The 18423-nt window shown below is 37.8% G+C and carries 12 protein-coding genes; 1 reads left to right on the top strand and 11 read right to left on the bottom strand.

Features of this window, described 5'->3' with window-relative positions:
* Positions 1–2: 2 nt before the first annotated feature.
* Positions 3–560 carry a thioredoxin family protein gene (locus QWY78_RS12070; RefSeq protein WP_290220149.1) on the top strand — a complete coding sequence of 186 codons (558 nt, stop codon included), beginning with the start codon at positions 3–5 and terminating at the stop codon, positions 558–560.
* A gap of 76 nt (positions 561–636) precedes the next feature.
* Here the strand turns inward: QWY78_RS12070 and QWY78_RS12075 are convergent, their stop codons facing one another.
* From QWY78_RS12075 to rplA, 11 genes are all read right to left on the bottom strand, one after another.
* The gene (locus QWY78_RS12075) at positions 637–1272 is read right to left on the bottom strand and encodes an MBL fold metallo-hydrolase (RefSeq protein WP_290220151.1); all 636 of its coding nucleotides are present in this window, start codon (positions 1270–1272) and stop codon (positions 637–639) included.
* 135 nt (positions 1273–1407) lie between these two features.
* Positions 1408–1911, bottom strand: coding sequence for a thermonuclease family protein (locus tag QWY78_RS12080; RefSeq protein WP_290220153.1), 504 nt, complete (start codon positions 1909–1911; stop codon positions 1408–1410).
* 313 nt (positions 1912–2224) lie between these two features.
* Entirely contained in the window at positions 2225–2536 is a 312-nt protein-coding gene (locus QWY78_RS12085) for a DUF3467 domain-containing protein (RefSeq protein ID WP_193810855.1), read from the bottom strand.
* Positions 2537–2639: 103 nt separating this feature from the next.
* Entirely contained in the window at positions 2640–6905 is a 4266-nt protein-coding gene (gene rpoC / locus QWY78_RS12090; protein ID WP_290220158.1) for a DNA-directed RNA polymerase subunit beta', read from the bottom strand.
* 83 nt (positions 6906–6988) lie between these two features.
* Positions 6989–10816: a DNA-directed RNA polymerase subunit beta gene (gene rpoB / locus QWY78_RS12095; protein ID WP_290220159.1), complete on the bottom strand. Its 3828-nt coding sequence runs from the start codon at positions 10814–10816 to the stop codon at positions 6989–6991.
* A 575-nt stretch (positions 10817–11391) separates the two neighbouring features.
* A complete protein-coding gene (locus QWY78_RS12100) occupies positions 11392–11946 on the bottom strand; it encodes a phage tail-like protein (RefSeq protein WP_290220162.1) in 555 nt (184 codons plus the stop codon).
* 74 nt (positions 11947–12020) lie between these two features.
* A complete protein-coding gene (locus QWY78_RS12105) occupies positions 12021–14843 on the bottom strand; it encodes a hypothetical protein (RefSeq protein ID WP_290220164.1) in 2823 nt (940 codons plus the stop codon).
* 163 nt (positions 14844–15006) lie between these two features.
* Complete coding sequence (locus QWY78_RS12110; protein WP_290220166.1) at positions 15007–15621, bottom strand: hypothetical protein; 615 nt, start codon at positions 15619–15621, stop codon at positions 15007–15009.
* Between the two features lie 1085 nt (positions 15622–16706).
* Positions 16707–17072 (bottom strand): 50S ribosomal protein L7/L12, encoded by a 366-nt coding sequence (gene rplL / locus QWY78_RS12115; RefSeq protein WP_290220169.1) that lies wholly within the window; start codon positions 17070–17072, stop codon positions 16707–16709.
* 53 nt (positions 17073–17125) lie between these two features.
* Positions 17126–17716 carry a 50S ribosomal protein L10 gene (gene rplJ, locus QWY78_RS12120; protein WP_290220171.1) on the bottom strand — a complete coding sequence of 197 codons (591 nt, stop codon included), beginning with the start codon at positions 17714–17716 and terminating at the stop codon, positions 17126–17128.
* A 13-nt stretch (positions 17717–17729) separates the two neighbouring features.
* On the bottom strand, positions 17730–18422 hold the full coding sequence (rplA, locus tag QWY78_RS12125; protein WP_290220173.1) for a 50S ribosomal protein L1: 693 nt from the start codon (positions 18420–18422) through the stop codon (positions 17730–17732).
* Between the last annotated feature and the right edge of the window lies 1 nt (position 18423).

An 18423-nucleotide genomic window follows, 5' to 3' on the forward strand; every position in this document is an offset into this window, starting at 1 on the left:
CAATGGCAAATACTCCTTCCAATATGATCGACCTCGGAACTAAAGCTCCTTTCTTTGAACTACCGAATCCGTCCCAAAGCAATGAAATGCAATCCTTAGAAGATCTAAAAGGTGAAAAAGGAACCCTCGTTTTTTTCATGTGTAACCACTGTCCGTTTGTACTTCATGTGGTTGATAAGTTAACTGAACTGTACGAAGATTATCAGGAACAGGGTATCGAATTTATCGCCATTAATGCCAATGATGTTGAAAAATATCCTGCAGATTCCCCAGAAAAAATGGTTGAATTTCAGGTAGAGAGAAAATTTGATTTTCCTTATTTATATGATGAAAGTCAAGCGATTGCAAAAGCCTACGAGGCAGCTTGTACGCCCGATTTTTTCTTTTTTGATGACAAATTAGATTTAATTTACCGCGGACAAATGGATGACTCCAGACCGGGAAATCAAAAAGAAATCACAGGTGAAGATTTAATTATCGCCTTCGAAAATCTATTGGCTGGCGCACCACAGGAAGAAATTCAGAAACCAAGTATGGGTTGTAATATCAAATGGAAGTAATAATAAGAGCCAAGTAAAAAGTAAAAAGAGCCAAGTATACGCATTACTTGGCTCTTTTTACTTTTACCTTTTTACTTTAAAAAAAGGGACTGTAATTTTTCTCATATCCAATCGTAGTCGGATTACCGTGACCGTTATAGACTTTGGTATCTTGGTCCAGAACAAAAAGTTTTGACTTGATATTGCTGATGAGTTCTTCATGACTTCCCTTGTACAAATCGGTTCTGCCTATGCTTCCTTCAAACAAAACATCTCCAGAAATCATGAATTTTTGCTTTTCATTATGAAAAGCAATGCTTCCAGGTGAATGGCCGGGAACGTGAATAATTTTAAATTCATCTTTTCCCAACCTGAGAATTTCAGTTTCTTTTACATAAGAAATTTTTCCTACAAATGGTTTGAAGAAAAAGCCGAATCGATTGGCATCCATTGGATTTCGGTCCAACATTTCCTGTTCAAGTGGATGCATTACCACGGGAACTTGGTATTTGTCATAGGCCTTCTGCAACCCTAAAACGTGATCGATGTGTGCGTGGGTCAATAGTATATTCTTAACTTTTAAATCATTGTCAGCAATAAATTGTTCTAAAACATTGGTTTCTTCGTCAGTGAAATTTCCGGGATCGATGATGTAAGCGTCTTTGTCGTCATTATAAACGATATAGGTATTCTGTGAAAAGGGATTAAATGTAAACGATTTGATCTGAAACATTGATTTATTTTTTACAAATTTAAGGGCTATTTTTTTAAAACCACAAATGGCGCAAAGAATTTAAGTTCTTTATTACCTAAAAGCTTGAGAAAGTTGGAAGATAAAAAATTCGAGTTCGATTCATCGATCAATAAACTATTTTCTAAAATCCCAAGGCGCCACTGGATTTTTATCTGCCCAGAGTCCGATTTTATTTTTGCGGGCACTATTTTCTAATTGTGCATACTCGATGCTGCTAGAATATCTTTTATAATGCCAGGCTAAACCAGATTTTAGCATTTCTTTATTGAGGCAGACTTTATTTTCTAAAAATATTTCTGCAATCATCCTTCCGCGAGAATCGTAAGATCCTTTTTTTCCATTGCTAATGATTGTGACCGTTTTTCCAAAAGCGAGCGCGGCAAGTTTTTGTTTGGAAACAGTACCAAAGGCCTGCTTTTTTTCCGGCGCATCGATATGTTCTAAGCGCAGGGTCATGGGCAACTGGTAATATAAAACCTCAACAGTGTCGCCGTCTTTAATGCCAATTATTTTTACTTTGAGAAGGAGTTGGTTGGTTGGCGAGGCTTTTTGTGAGGACGCTGGAACAATGTAATTGCCAAAAAACAGAAAGCTAAATAAAGGGATTAATTTTCGCATTGCTAAAACAATAATATTTTTGAGGAAGATAGGAATTTCTAAAGGTTTTTTAAACTTTTAGTTGGTATTTCTGGGTGGTTTAGTGTGGCGCGAGCGAAGCGAGCGTCGAAAAGTGTGGAAGGTCAGCTTGTCTTTGTTTTGGGTGAACAAGACCTAAATTTCGTATTACCCTGCGCCCCGGCCTGAATGGAGCTCTTTTTGTGCAGCGCAGCGGAACAAAAAAGCGGGAATGGAGGACGGAAAAGGCGCCCAAATAGAAATCCCGACTCAAGTGAATGAATCGGGATTTCTGATTGAAAAAACGCGGTGCTAATTAAGCCTGTACGTTGTTTTGTCCTAATACGAAAGGTTCAACTTCTTTGATTTCTCCGAATTGTTGTTCGTAATTGGTGATGTTTTGTTGCAAAGCTGCCATTACTCTTTTGGCGTGAAGTGGCGCAAGAATTACTCTTGATCTTACATTCGCTTGCTGAACTCCTGGCATCATTTGGATAAAATCTACTACGAATTCTGAAGGGGAATGATTTACTAAAGCTAAGTTACAGTAAACTCCTCCGGCAACCATTTCGCTTAATTGAATGTTGATGTTGTTTGGATCTTGATTTTGATTTTGGTTGTTGTCCATTTTTGAATGAATTTTAAATTATAAATTTTAGATTTTAAATTACAAAAGACCTTAGACTACAGAATTTATTAATTTAAAATCTGTAATCTAAAATCTATAATTACTAATTAATGTCTTCGAATTCTTTTTTAGAACCCACGATGATGTTTTGATAATCTTTCAGACCCGTTCCTGCAGGAATTCTGTGTCCTACAATTACGTTTTCTTTCAGACCGCTCAAGTAATCTACTTTTCCTGAAACTGCTGCTTCGTTTAATACTTTCGTCGTTTCCTGGAAAGAGGCTGCAGACATGAATGATTTGGTTTGTAGCGCTGCTCTGGTAATCCCTTGCAATACTGGTGTTGCAGTTGCAGGAAGTGCGTCACGAACTTCTACTAAGGCCAAGTCTTCCCGTTTCAGTTTAGAATTTTCGTCTCTTAGATCTTTGGTCGTAATCATTTGCCCTGGTTTGAATTCTTTGGAATCTCCAGCTTCTACCACTACTTTAAGACCGAACACTCTATTGTTTTCTACTAAGAAATCTCCTTTGTGCTCTAACGCTCCTTCTAAGAATTGAGTATCTCCACCATCTACGATTGAAACTTTGGTCATCATCTGACGAACAATAATTTCGAAGTGTTTGTCATCGATCTTCACCCCTTGCAGACGATATACTTCCTGAATTTCATTGACCAAATATTCCTGTACGGCAGTTGGTCCTTTAATTTTCAAGATGTCATCTGGAGTCGTAGATCCATTTGATAATGGTGAGCCAGCTCTTACGAAGTCATTTTCCTGAACCAAAATCTGGTTGGATAGTTTCACTAAATATTTAGTGATTTCTCCAGTTTTTGCTTCTACGATCAACTCACGGTTCCCTCTTTTGATTTTACCGTACGATACCACTCCATCGATTTCTGTAACTACCGCTGGGTTTGAAGGATTTCTTGCTTCGAACAATTCGGTAACTCTCGGTAGACCCCCTGTAATATCTCCAGATTTTGCAGATTTTCTTGGGATCTTGATCATTACTTTACCAGACTTAATTTTCTCACCATCGTTTACCATGATGTGTGCTCCTACTGGTAAGTTGTAGGCTTTTTGCTCCACTCCTTTAGAATCCACAACTTTCAAGGTTGGTACGGCTTTCTTGTTTCTAGATTCAGAAATTACTTTCTCTTCGAAACCAGTCTGCTCATCAATCTCTAGTGAGAATGAAACCCCTTGGATAATATCTTCATACTCGATCTTACCTGCAGATTCAGCGATGATTACCGCATTATACGGATCCCACTTACAGATTAGATCTCCTTTGCTTACTTTATCACCTGGTTTAACAGCCAATTCAGATCCGTAAGGAATATTCGCCACCATTAATGGTGTTCTTGCTGCATTGTCTGCTACCAAACGGAATTCAGTTGAACGGGAAACTACGATTTCGGCTTTTTTACCAGCTTCGTTTTCAGAAGTTACGGTTCTAATTTCATCCATTTCTACGATACCATCACGTCTTGCAACAATCGATGAATTCTCAGAAATATTCCCTGCAGTTCCCCCTTGGTGGAAGGTTCTCAATGTTAATTGAGTTCCTGGCTCACCGATGGATTGCGCGGCAATAACTCCTACTGCTTCACCCATATGAATAGGTTTACCAGTGGCTAAGTTACGACCGTAACAAGCTGCACAGATTCCTTTTTTCGCTTCACAAGTTAAAGGTGAACGAACTTCTACGCTATCGATTCCAGCTTCTTCGATTTTCTTCGCGTAGGCTTCATTGATCAATTGATCAGCTTCCACGATTACTTCGTCGGTTTCTGGATCGTACACATTATGTAAGGAAACTCTACCTAATACTCTTTCAGAAATACGTTCTACGATTTCATCATTTTTCTTAAGTGGTGTAATTTCAGTTCCTCTTAATGTTCCACAGTCGTTTTCGGTAATGATTACATCCTGCGCTACATCTACTAATCTTCTGGTCAAGTAACCAGCATCGGCAGTTTTTAGTGCGGTATCTGCAAGACCTTTACGAGCCCCGTGAGTAGAGATAAAGTACTCTAAGATGGATAAACCTTCTTTAAAGTTTGCAACAATCGGGTTTTCAATAATCTCTGCGCCAGATGAACCGGCTTTTTGTGGTTTTGCCATCAAACCTCTCATTCCTGAAAGCTGACGAATCTGTTCTTTGGAACCCCTTGCACCAGAATCAAGCATCATATAAACAGAGTTGAATCCACCTTGATCGGTTTTCATTCTGCTCATAATCATCTCGGTTAATCCTGCGTTGGTATTCGTCCAAACATCAATCACCTGATTATATCTTTCTGTATCGGTAATAAGACCCATGTTATAGTTGGCCTTAATTTCATCAACGGTTTCTACCGCAGTTGAAATCATACCTTTCTTCTCTACAGGAATTACAATATCACCTAAACTAAAGGATAATCCGCCACGGAATGCGTGAGAATACCCTAGGTCTTTCATATCATCTAAGAAGTCTACGGTCGTTGGGAAGTCTGTATCCGCTAAAATTCTACCAATAACATTTCTCAATGATTTCTTGGTTAAAAGTTCGTTTACAAATCCTACTCCTTCGGGAACAATTTGGTTGAATAGTACTCTACCAGTAGTTGTTTCTACCAATCGGGTTACTAATTCACCTTCTTCTTTTACAGGAACTCTACATCTTATTTTTGCATTCAAGGAAACTTTTCCTTCTGCATATGCTATTTCAACTTCTTCTGCTGAATAGAAAGCCAGGCCTTCACCTAATACTTTCATTTCATCTGTTGATGATAATTCTTTGGTCATATAATAGAGACCCAAAACCATATCCTGAGAAGGTACTGTAATCGGAGAACCATTTGCAGGGTTCAAGATATTCTGGGAACCTAACATTAGAAGTTGTGCTTCTAAAATTGCTTCAGGACCTAATGGCAAATGCACTGCCATCTGGTCACCATCGAAATCGGCATTAAATGCTGTCGTACACAATGGGTGAAGTTGGATTGCTTTTCCTTCGATCATTTTCGGTTGGAAAGCTTGAATACCAAGTCTGTGCAAAGTAGGTGCTCTGTTCAAAAGAACCGGGTGACCTTTGATGATTCCTTCCAAGATGTCATAAACAACTGGCTCTTTTCTATCAATGATTCTTTTTGCAGATTTTACGGTTTTTACAATTCCTCTTTCGATCAGTTTTCTAATGATGAACGGTTTGTAAAGTTCCGCAGCCATATCTTTAGGAATTCCACATTCGTGTAGTTTCAAGTTTGGGCCTACGACGATTACGGACCGGGCAGAATAATCCACACGTTTTCCTAGTAAGTTTTGACGGAAACGACCTTGCTTACCTTTCAATGAATCAGAAAGTGATTTCAATGGTCTGTTTGATTCCGACTTAACTGCTGAGGATTTTCTGGTGTTATCAAATAATGAATCTACAGATTCCTGCAACATTCTTTTTTCGTTGCGAAGGATCACTTCCGGAGCTTTGATTTCCAAAAGTCTCTTCAAACGATTATTTCTAATGATTACTCTTCGGTAAAGATCATTTAAATCTGAAGTCGCAAAACGACCACCATCCAATGGAACCAAAGGTCTCAACTCTGGCGGGATTACAGGAAGCACTCTCATAATCATCCATTCGGGACGGTTAACCATACGGGTATTTGCACCTCTGATTGCTTCTACCACGTTTAGTCTTTTCAAGGCTTCTGTTCTTCTTTGTTTAGAAGATTCGTTATGCGCTTTGTGACGCAAGTCGAATGATAAAGTATCAAGATCAATTCTGCTTAATAACTGCTCCACTGCTTCAGCACCCATTTTGGCGATGAATTTATTTGGATCAGCATCATCAAGATATTGATTATCTGCCGGCAGCGTTTCTAGAATATCCAGATACTCTTCTTCGGTTAAGAATTCTTTATCATCGAAATCAGCACCGTCTGCTCTTTTCGCAATACCTTGTTGAATAACCACATATCTTTCATAATAGATAATCATGTCTAATTTCTTAGACGGTAATCCTAAAAGATAACCGATTTTATTCGGCAAAGAACGGAAGTACCAGATATGAGCCACAGGAACGACCAAGCCAATATGCCCAATTCTTTCTCTACGTACTTTTTTCTCGGTAACCTCTACACCACAACGGTCACAAACGATTCCTTTGTAGCGGATTCTTTTGTATTTTCCACAGGCACATTCGTAATCTTTTACAGGACCGAATATTTTTTCACAGAAAAGACCATCTCTTTCCGGCTTATGCGTACGGTAGTTAATTGTTTCGGGCTTTAAAACCTCACCTCTTGAATCCTGTAAAATAGATTCTGGCGAAGAAAGTCCAATGGTAATTTTAGTAAAATTACTTGTTTTATTTTTGTTTGACATTTTTTAAAATTTAGATTAAAAGATTGAGAGAGCGGAGAGTAGAGACAATTAATTCTCTAATCTCAAGTCTAAGAGTCTCTATTCTATTCTTCCAGTCTTACATCAAGACCAAGACCTTGCAACTCATGAAGTAATACGTTGAAGGATTCTGGAATACCTGGTTCAGGCATTGCTTCTCCTTTTGCAATCGCTTCATATGTTTTTGCTCTACCAATCACGTCATCTGACTTCACCGTCAAGATTTCTCTTAGGATATTTGAAGCACCAAATGCTTCCAATGCCCAAACCTCCATCTCACCGAATCTTTGTCCACCAAACTGCGCTTTACCACCTAATGGCTGTTGCGTAATTAATGAGTAAGGTCCAATCGAACGTGCGTGCATTTTGTCATCTACCATGTGACCTAGTTTCAACATGTAAATAATTCCAACCGTTGCGGGTTGTGCGAATCTTTCACCTGTTCCACCGTCATATAAGTAAGTACTACCATATTTTGGTAAACCTGCTTGCTCGGTATATTCTGTAATTTGCTCTAAACTTGCCCCATCGAAAATTGGAGTTGCGAATTTCAACCCTAATTTTTGTCCAGCCCAACCTAAAACGGTTTCGTAAATCTGCCCGATGTTCATACGAGAAGGTACACCCAATGGATTCAATACGATATCTACTGGTGTTCCGTCTTCTAGGAACGGCATGTCTTCTTCACGTACGATTCTTGATACAATCCCTTTGTTACCGTGTCGTCCCGCCATTTTATCACCAACGTTCAGTTTACGTTTTTTAGCAACATAAACTTTCGCTAATTTGATGATACCTGCAGGAAGTTCGTCTCCAATAGAGATTGCAAATTTCTCACGGTTTTTAACACCGTTCAAGTCGTTGTATTTGATCTTGTAATTGTGAATTAATTGTTTAACCAATTCATTACGTTCAGCATCAACAGTCCAGTCAGCACCGCTTACGTTTACATAATCTTCAACAGATTGAAGAAGTTTGGTTGTAAACTTCACGCCTTTTCCGATAATCTCTTCAGCTAAATCGTTATTCACTCCCTGAGAAGTTTTACCGTTTACCAAAGTTCCTAATTTTTCAAGAAGTGTTCCTCTTAAGTCATCGAATTTCGCTTTGTACGTGTTTTCGATTTCCTCCAGTTTCAACTTTTCTTCGGATCTTTTCTTTTTGTCTTTAATATTTCTCGAGAATAACTTCTTGTTAATAACAACTCCTCTTAAAGAAGAATCTGCTTTTAACGAAGCATCTTTTACATCTCCAGCTTTATCACCGAAGATTGCTCTTAATAATTTCTCTTCCGGTGTTGGATCAGATTCGCCTTTTGGAGTAATTTTTCCGATCATGATATCACCAGGCTTCACATCAGCACCGATTCTAATCATACCGTTTTCGTCTAAGTCTTTGGTCGCTTCTTCAGAAACGTTAGGAATATCTGCTGTTAATTCTTCCATACCTAATTTGGTATCACGAACTTCCAGCGTATATTCATCCACGTGGATTGACGTAAACCAGTCCTCACGAACTACTTTTTCATTAATTACAATTGCATCCTCAAAGTTGTATCCTTTCCATGGCATAAATGCTACGGTAAGGTTCCTGCCGATGGCCAATTCCCCATTTTCAGTTGCATAACCATCACACAGAACCTGCCCTTTTTCAACTTTGTCACCAACTCTTACGTTTGGTCTCAAAGTAATGGTCGTACTCTGGTTGGTTTTACGGAATTTGGTCAATTTATACGACTTGGTTCCTGAATCAAATGAAACTAGATTTTGATCATCAGTTCTATCATAATTAATGATAATCTTGTCAGCATCTACATATTCTACCGTACCTGAGCCTTCAGCATTAATTAAAACTCTGGAGTCGGTTGCCACCTGTTTTTCTAAACCGGTACCAACGATTGGTGCTTCTGGCTTCAACAATGGAACTGCCTGACGCATCATATTGGATCCCATCAAGGCTCTATTCGCATCATCATGCTCCAAGAATGGAATTAATGAAGCAGAAATACCAGAAATCTGGTTTGGTGCCACGTCGATTAAATCAACTTGTTTAGGTTCTACCACTGGATAATCACCATCCAGACGAGCAATAACTCTATCTGTAAGAATTGTTCCGTCATCTTTCATATCGATATTTGCCTGTGCAATTACTCGATCCTCTTCATCCTCAGCATTTAAGTACACTTGATTGCCTTTCAAATCAACTTTACCGTTCTCTACTTTTCTGTATGGCGTTTCAATGAAACCTAAAGTATTGATTTTTGCATAAATTCCTAATGACGAAATCAAACCAATGTTTGGTCCCTCTGGGGTTTCGATCGGGCAAATCCTTCCGTAGTGTGTATGGTGAACGTCACGCACCTCAAATCCGGCTCTCTCTCTTGATAAACCACCAGGTCCTAGGGCAGAAAGTCTACGCTTGTGCGTAATTTCTGAGAGTGGATTGGTTTGGTCCATGAACTGAGACAACTGGTTGGTTCCGAAGAACGAGTTGATCACAGAGGTTAAAGTTTTCGCGTTAACCAAGTCAATCGGCGTAAAGATCTCGTTATCTCTAACGTTCATTCTCTCGCGGATCGTTCTGGCAATTCTCGAAAGACCTACACCGAACTGTCCTGATAATTGCTCACCAACAGTCTTAATACGTCTGTTTGATAAGTGATCAATATCATCTACTTCAGTTTTAGAGTTTACCAATTGAATCAAGTGTCTTACGATCGCAATGATATCATCTTTGGTTAAAACTTCAGTTTTCTCAGGAATATTTAATCCTAATTTTTTGTTCAATCGGTAACGACCAACTTCTCCTAATGAATAACGTTGCTCACTGAAGAATAATTTTTCGATAATTCCACGTGCAGTTTCTTCATCGGGCGGATCTGCATTACGCAACTGACGATAAATATATTCAACCGCTTCTTTTTCAGAATTGGTTGGATCTTTTTGTAAAGTGTTTTGAATGATGGAGAATTCATGAGAATTTTCTTTGTGAATCAAAATTGATTTCACGCCAGAATCCATAATCATTTCTACGTGTTCTTTTTCAAGAACCGTTTCTCTATCCAAGATGATTTCATTTCTTTCAATAGAAACTACTTCACCGGTATCTTCATCTACGAAATCTTCGAACCAAGTGTTCAATACTCTCGCTGCAAGAACTCTTCCTTCTACTTTTTTCAAGGCTGCTTTAGAAACTTTAATTTCTTCGGCAAGGTCGAAAATTTGTAAAATGTCTTTATCAGATTCGTAACCAATTGCTCTTAACAAAGTAGTTAAAGGTAATTTTTTCTTACGATCGATATAGGCAAACATTACATTATTAATGTCGGTTGTAAATTCCATCCAAGACCCTTTAAAAGGAATAATACGGGAATAGTACAATTTGGTTCCGTTGGCGTGGTATGTTTGACCAAAGAAAACCCCTGGCGAACGGTGTAACTGTGTTACGATCACACGTTCAGCACCATTAATAATAAATGACCCAGATGGCGTCATGTAAGGAACTGGTCCTAAATAAACATCTTGTACTACCGTTTGGAAATCTTCGTGTTCCGGGTCGGTACAATACAATTTAAGTCTGGCTTTAAGAGGGACCGAATAGGTTAAACCTCTTTCTACACACTCGTCGATCGAGTATCGTGGGGAATCCACCAAATAATCTAAAAATTCTAAAACGAAATTGTTTCTAGAATCGGTAATTGGGAAATTCTCTTCAAAGGTTTTGTACAAAGATTCTTTGAGTCTCTGCTCCGGAAGGGTATCCAACTGGAAAAATTCTTTGAAAGATTGGATCTGAATGTCCAAAAAGTCAGGGGTAACAATTTTTCCTTTTGCTTCAGAAAAATTGATTCTTTGATTGGCCTGAGTTTTAGCGACTGCTTTAGATTTACTCATAAAAAAATTAAAGAATGAGGGTTAAAAAATATTTTGTTTTTCAAAATATCAGGTTTAAATTGAAGACGAAAAGATTTATGATTGCAGACGAACTCAATAAGAAAACGATATAGAAAACTTTGGCGCAGTTATCTGAATAATTCTTATTAAAAGTCTCTGATCTATTATCTATCAGTCTTTTATCTAAAACCTAACTGCAACATCGGTATATCTTTTCACGACGTAGTGCAAAATATTTTCACTGTAACTTTGGCAGAAATTTTTGTTTGGGTGATTATTAAAACAGAAAATCCTCTTTCAAAAATTGAAAGAGTTGATAGTCAATATTTTAAAGTCAAGTAAACAATTATATGCGCCAAAATTGAGTGCAAAGGTAAGAATTTAATTCGGTTATTACAAATAACACACTGATTTTGAACCGTAATCTGTTTTTTTTAAAATAGTTATCTTAAAGAAAACCCTACAATCATTACTCCGGAAAATGAAATTGAGCATCTGCGGGAAAAATCATAAAAATAGGGTAAAAAAATAGCCACTCCTTTCGAAGTGACTATTTAAGACAAATAGTCTTAAAGTTACGGTTTCCAGAAACTCCATTTGCTGCCATTGAAAACAGCCAAGCGTTTTGCGCCCGTTTTGTTGACATAAACCATCATTCCCGGCGAAGGACTTGGGATGTTTTGTACATCTGCAACCGTGGGTAAAACCATCGCTTTGGTGGTAGATTCTAAAACCAAAACACCATCTGCGGTAGTTGTTGTAGATCCAATGATCGCTTTTGATCCTTCGATTTCGCTAAGCATTGAAGGTTGTTCTATTGCAAAGTTCGCCAGAACGAGCGGAGAATTTAAGTTCGCATCTTGTCCACTCAAATCTTGCCACGTACCGTTATAATATTTTACGCGCGCTTTGGTGGGATCACTGGCATCTAAAAGCAAGGTGCCTTCCGAGAGTTTCGTGCCCGTAGGAATCGTACGAACATAGGGCAATATAAGGCCTTTGTTCTCTAAAGCAAATTCTAGTAAAACAGAAGTCTTTACTGCTGCTGTTCCTGTGGCATTCCCGATGATGACCTGCGCATTGGCTGTAAACATCATGGCTAGTAATATGGTTGCTACTATTTTTTTCATTTTATTTATTTTTTTCCTCACCCAAACCCTCTCTTTTAATGAGAGGGTATTGATGAAGTTGATTATACTAATTTTTATGGACAAGTTGGGGTTTCAAAGCAACTCCAAGCTCCATCTGAATATATTTTCAAACATTTGTTGACGGTATCATAAACCATCATTCCTTCTTGACCGGTTAAGCCACTAATTTGAGTTGGGGTCATTCTGGTAATGACAAATCCTTTGGTGTTGGATTCTAAAACCGTGTGGGCAGAGGTTCTGATCATTGGCCAGTTGCCATTGTCTGCGCCGGCTCTTTGCAACAAAGTGATACCGTGTTTGGTGGCGACGCCTGCTCCGGTATTTGGATCGTCATAGCAAGCACTATTAATAGTTAGCACGGTAGATTTTGCAGCACCACAATAATTACCAGCATGTCTAATGGTAACCACATAAGTTCCGCCACTTGTAGCCGTTACACCCGTTAAAGTAAGTGTAGCGGTGGTTGCGCCAGAAATCCCTGCTCCATTAACAACCGCTACTCCATCTTTGGTCCAAGAATACGTTAAACCCGCTGTTGCATTACCTGGAGTGGTATAATTTGGTGCGAATGGCGTTGTTGTGGCCCAAGTTGTAGCACTTTCTGCCGTTGCGTTGGAGGTCAATGTAACAGTAGTTCCTGAATTCGCAGTTACTGTTGCTGGTGGAGTGGTTCCTGTGTTGATTCTTACGGGAGTTTTTACTCCTGTAGTTGTAGCTTGTCCTGCTCCTGCAGCAGTAGGAATCCCATTCGAATCTACCGTGACACCTAAATTAGCAGAGCTTCCGCCATTGCTTCCCCCTGGTAATGTTCCGGTGGTTGTATAATGATTAGCTCCTTCTGTTGCATCTGGGCACCCATCATTGTCGCTGTCTGTGTCTAAAAAATTTGGAATCCCATCGCCATCGGTATCACAAAATAAACGAACTGCAATTCCTACTCCTTGTTTTGAGTCTATAGTTTTGGTTGTAGCGGTAACTTTAGGAGCGTAACCCGTTGTTACAAATAAAGCATTTACACTACTTGTTTCCGTATTCAAATAAGTGACTATATTAGTTCCACCACCCGTGATATTCGATGTTGTAATTGTTCCAGTTCCTAGTTTTTCTAATAAGGTAAAATTATTTGTATTCGTTTGATACGATACACTTTCTCCCCTTGTTGGATTTAATGCAACTTTATCATTAGTGGATTCCGGATCAAAAACAACTAAATCTACTGGATAACTTACGCCACCTTTTGTCGCGGTAACTACAATGTCCATCGTATTTGTTGAAGTAGTATTGTCTGGAGTATAGAGGATCTCTTTAAAGGTTGTAGTATTTACATTATAATATCTCCAAAACATCCAAGCGGGACCGTTTGCCCAAGTATTTACATCATTCCCAACCATCGTTTTAGTATTAGCAGCACCAGTTGAAGTACTTGTATAGTTTGAGATGGTAGCCGTATAAGTTACTCCATTAAAGACTACAGTTTTGGTTGCAGTAGTACTTGTTGGGCTAAGAGTAACCCCGCTCCAATCGAAAAACAAAAGCTGTTTCGTATAGCTAGGAATGGTGGTGGGTGTTGTAGCAACGGGAAAAGCACCATTTGGCGCGTTGGTTTGGTCACAATACATTTCAGTAGCATCTAAAATCCCATCATTATCATTATCTAAATCACAAACATCATTTACACCATCTCCGTCGCGATCGGTTGGAGTTGGGTTGCCATCGGTACTTGCGCCAAATGTACAAGGATCTGCAAGTGTTACTGTTGCACTGGCTGTGTTATTTGTAAGATTGGAATCGATCTCATTACCAGTAATAATAGCTACATTGGTAAGATTACCTGTTGTTTTTACTGTGGCGGTAATTTGTAAATTTAAAGAGGCACTAACTGCTAAATTTCCGATTGTCCAAACTCCTGTCGTATTATTATAAGTAGTTCCTGAAGGTGCAGAAGCACTTACAAAAGTATATCCAGAAGGCAATAGATCACCTACTTGAACTCCTGTAGCTGCTGCAGTTCCTAAATTCGTGGCAGCAAGGGTAAATATAACATTAGTATTGGCAAGCGCCACATTAGAATTTACTGATTTCAATATCTGCAAGTCTGTTGTCGCTTTCGTTGTTGGATTCGGTGTAGTGGTTGTAGGTACGGTGAAAGCACCTCCTGCTGTTCCTAATTTCATAGCTGCCAATCTTCCTGATGCAGCATTGCTATTTCCTATAAAAAAAGTAATTGAAGTTTTACTGGAATTGTAATCCGCTAAAAAGGAATTGGAGTTGTCAAAATCAGTTCCATTAATTGAGGTTGGGGAACCTAAAATCTGAAAGAATGAACCCACAGTCGAAGTTGTTAATGCCGTTGCATCGGAACGTCTGTATGCCGAGTATTCTTGGTTTGAAAGACGATAAAGTTCAGTATATGCTGGATTACCCCCGTTAGCTGGATTGCCATCAACATCCATCCCGGTTAAAATAAAATTTCTCAAGTAAATGGGAAAATCAGTTGCCGTATCAAAAAATTCCATTTTATAGGTTGCTCCTTTTATTCCGCTACCGGTCGTATTGATAATCGGCTGAAATTGTCCAGGTTTGGAGGTATCATCATCATAGTTGCTAATTGTAACATTGGCATCTAAAGTCATGGTTACTTTGGCATAGACCGTAACGCCACTTTTTGTTACGACATTCGCATATTTTACAACAGATCCTGACGTAGTTGGAGTTCCACTAATGGTTGTTCTATTGCTGTTCAAGAAAGAAAAATCTGTACCTGAAACATCCAAAGTTGCAGTTTGTGCCATGATAAACGGACTGAAAAACATTAACCCGAAAACACATATAAAATAGTTTTTCAAAGGTTTTGAAATGAATTGAAATTTTGTCATTTTTTAATTAATGTGATTTTTGATTTTATTAAAATTTCTATCTGCAAAAAATATTGATTTAAAAAAATGCAGATAAAGACGTATACCCGCTATGGGGCACACCTTTCGAACCATAAAATAAGTGAAAAATACTTAAAATATAGAACTACTGAAAGATAGAGATTTAGAAATAAGACAAAAGCAAAGGAGGACCACGAAGGGACTTTGTATAACAGTTGCTAGATTGTACCTGAGATATAAAACTGAAAAAAACTTGTTCTATGAATTGGCTTGTAATTTTATGAATTTCATTTTCATGTCGGTTAATAATCGCCATTTTTTTGAACAAATCTCTTGAAGAAAAAACGGCCTTCATATCTTGAACTCGTTTGTTATCAAAAGTACTATCTCCACTTGAAGATTTGAAGAAATTTAACCTTAACGTAACCTTAGGTGCTTTATTAACTGCTTTTATTTCGTGTGCTTTTTTCTGCGCAACGATTACCTCAATTTCTTTTGGCGGCAGCTCTTGTACTATTTGCGTAGTCGCGTTAACTTTGGGAATATTTTCAAGCAAGACTTCTGGATGGTAAACATTTTCTTTTCCAACATGCAGTGCACCTTCTGATAGGAAAATTTCATCTGCTAACTCCGATTGTGGAGCGCGTTCTAATTCATCTTCAGTAGGGGTTACAGTCGCCAATACAAATAAAGGCAATAGAAAAAACGTACAAACCAACAACCTCACCGTTGGAAAAACAGGGAAGCTATTAAAGATTATAGAATTTATTTTCTTCAATTTTTATGTGGAACTTGAATTGCAAATATAATATTTATTTTTAACTATTAGATTGTAATAACCGTATCAACAAGTTATATTTTAAAGAAAGATAAAAAAATACAGAAAATACAGAAAATAAACTAAAACATGATTTTATTTTTAGAATTTTCTTGTTGCTGTCATTTAAATTTGTTTAATCGGCCTGGGTTCATTCGCCATCCATTGTATTTCACACCATTCTTTATTTGGCAAAATTACATCTACCGTAAAAACTTCAGTTAGCATTGTCCAATGCCAAATAAAATTATCGTTCATTAATAATTTGTACTCCTCAGAAAAGAAACAGGAACAGGACACCGATTTTTCACAGACATTGCTATGATAATTTTTATAATTGATTTGAAAATCCTTTCATTCTTCAATTGACGTTTTTATTTATAATCTGAATTGTTAGATCTGAAATAGTGGTAATAGAGCATTAAAAAACGATTTAAAAGACGAACCGGCGCAATGGCCAAATTTGAAACTTTGTATAGCATTGATCCATTATATATTTGCTCTTGATGCCACACCTTGCGTTGTTGTAAAATAAAATTGAAATATCAATAGAAGAAAATTAAGATTATTCGCGAGAACCTTGGTTGAAAACAGCAGCATGAGCTTACTTTTTCGGCGGCAAATGTATTCCATAAAAACTAGATATATAATAGTATAAATTTTTACTCATTTCTTTCCTCCGAACCAGTATGTCTTTAAATTAAAAAGCAGGCTTTAAAAAACACATTGCGCAGTATCTAAAGCACCTGTAAAAATCTTATTTCTACACTACAATCTTTTTCAGTTTACTTGGATATCAGAACCTACGAAAAAAATGACAAAAAATTGTTAAGAATATTCTTTTATTTTTCTTTTGGGGTTACTTCAACTGAAACCAGAGACTATTTTTAATTATAATGCAATATTATTGTACAAAACTGGAAATTAGTATTTCTTGTAGATTTGGTTAGAAATTAGCCTCTTTTGAAAACTCCTGAAAAAAAACGAGCACAAAAAAAGACCTTCTCTTGCGAGAAAGTCTTTTTTTACTTTAGATGAAAAGAGAATTATTTCAATTCTACTTCTGCACCAGCTTCTTCTAATTGTTTTTTCAACGCTTCAGCTTCGTCTTTAGAGATTCCTTCTTTAATAGCAGTCGGAGCTCCGTCTACCATATCTTTAGCTTCTTTAAGACCTGCACCAGTTAAATCTTTAACTAATTTCACAACTGCTAATTTTGAAGCACCTGCAGCTTTCAAGATCACATCGAATTCAGTTTTTTCTTCTACTGCTTCACCACCACCTGCAACGGCAGCTACAGCTACAGCAGCTGGTTCGATTCCGTACTCATCCTTAAGGATAGTCGCTAATTCATTTACGTCTTTAACGGTTAAGTTTACAAGCGTTTCCGCTAAGTTTTTTAAATCTGACATTTTAATAATGTTTTAATTGTTGAACGATTTATTTGATTTTTTTTTGAGTCTAATTACTCTGCACCAGGTGCATCGGTAGCGTCAGCGCTTGCTTCTGGAGCTGGGGTTTCTTCTGCTTGAACTTCTTCAGCAACTGGCGCAGCTTCTTCCGCTTTACCGGCAGCTTCATCTTTGTTTTGAAGGGCAGAAAGTACATTTCTAAGTGGAGATTGAAGCAATGTGATGATTTCACCAATCATTTCTTCTCTCGACTTGATGCTTACTAAAGCAGCTAAGTTTTCATCACCTACATAGAATGTTTCTTGTAAATAAGCAGATTTCAAAGCTGGGAATTCTGCTTTTTTTCTGAATCCTTGAATCAACTTTGCCGGAGCATTTGCTGTTTCAGAAATCATTAAAGCTGAATTGCCTTTGAAAGTTGAGAACATTTCAGAGTAATCTACTCCTTCAATTTGTTCTAATGCTTTTTGTAGTAAAGTGTTTTTTACAACTTTTACGGTGATATTTTGTTTAAATGCTTGTCTTCTAAAATCTGAAGTCGCAGCAGCATTCATTCCTTCTAGACTTGCAACATAAACCACTTTCGCGTCCTGAAGCACCTCTTTTAATTCTTGTATTACTAATACTTTATCTTCTTTTGTCATTGTCTTTCAGATTTTAGTTTACAGATTTAGTATCAATTGCAATACCTGGGCTCATCGTAGAAGACAAGTAAATGCTTTTCACATAAATACCCTTAGACGCAGTTGGTTTCAACTTTACCAATGTCTGAATTAATTCAGCAGCATTTTCTTTGATTTGTGCAGCATCGAAAGATACTTTACCAATTCCTGCGTGGATGATTCCATATTTATCTACTTTAAAATCAATTTTACCTGATTTTACTTCAGATACTGCTTTACCGATATCCATCGTTACAGTTCCTGATTTAGGGTTAGGCATTAGACCTCTTGGACCTAAAATACGACCCAATGGACCTAATTTACCCATCACAGCTGGCATGGTAACGATCACGTCAACATCAGTCCAACCATCTTTTATTTTTTGTAAGTACTCGTCAAGACCAACATAATCAGCACCCGCTGCAGTAGCTTCTGCTTCTTTGTCTGGCGTAACCAAGGCCAATACTTTTACATCTTTACCCGTTCCGTGTGGAAGAGAAACGACCCCTCTAACCATTTGATTCGCTTTTCTAGGATCAACACCTAATCGAACTGCGATATCTACGGAAGCGTCAAATTTTGCAAAGTTCACTTCTTTTACCAAAGCCGAAGCTTCGTCAAGGGAGTAAATTTTGTTTTTTTCTATTTTGCTTAAAGCTTCTTTTTGCTTTTTCGTTAATTTTGCCATA

This window comes from Kaistella yonginensis (assembly GCF_030409525.1).
GTDB lineage: Bacteria > Bacteroidota > Bacteroidia > Flavobacteriales > Weeksellaceae > Kaistella > Kaistella yonginensis.

What these genes read in the sequence shown, in the direction of transcription:
- QWY78_RS12070 (WP_290220149.1), top strand. Translation starts at nt 3, where the DNA reads ATGGCAAATACTCCTTCCAATATGATCGACCTCGGAACTAAAGCTCCT.
- QWY78_RS12075 (WP_290220151.1), bottom strand. Translation starts at nt 1,272, where the DNA reads ATGTTTCAGATCAAATCGTTTACATTTAATCCCTTTTCACAGAATACC.
- QWY78_RS12080 (WP_290220153.1), bottom strand. Translation starts at nt 1,911, where the DNA reads ATGCGAAAATTAATCCCTTTATTTAGCTTTCTGTTTTTTGGCAATTAC.
- QWY78_RS12085 (WP_193810855.1), bottom strand. Translation starts at nt 2,536, where the DNA reads ATGGACAACAACCAAAATCAAAATCAAGATCCAAACAACATCAACATT.
- rpoC (WP_290220158.1), bottom strand. Translation starts at nt 6,905, where the DNA reads ATGTCAAACAAAAATAAAACAAGTAATTTTACTAAAATTACCATTGGA.
- rpoB (WP_290220159.1), bottom strand. Translation starts at nt 10,816, where the DNA reads ATGAGTAAATCTAAAGCAGTCGCTAAAACTCAGGCCAATCAAAGAATC.
- QWY78_RS12100 (WP_290220162.1), bottom strand. Translation starts at nt 11,946, where the DNA reads ATGAAAAAAATAGTAGCAACCATATTACTAGCCATGATGTTTACAGCC.
- QWY78_RS12105 (WP_290220164.1), bottom strand. Translation starts at nt 14,843, where the DNA reads ATGACAAAATTTCAATTCATTTCAAAACCTTTGAAAAACTATTTTATA.
- rplL (WP_290220169.1), bottom strand. Translation starts at nt 17,072, where the DNA reads ATGTCAGATTTAAAAAACTTAGCGGAAACGCTTGTAAACTTAACCGTT.
- rplJ (WP_290220171.1), bottom strand. Translation starts at nt 17,716, where the DNA reads ATGACAAAAGAAGATAAAGTATTAGTAATACAAGAATTAAAAGAGGTG.
- rplA (WP_290220173.1), bottom strand. Translation starts at nt 18,422, where the DNA reads ATGGCAAAATTAACGAAAAAGCAAAAAGAAGCTTTAAGCAAAATAGAA.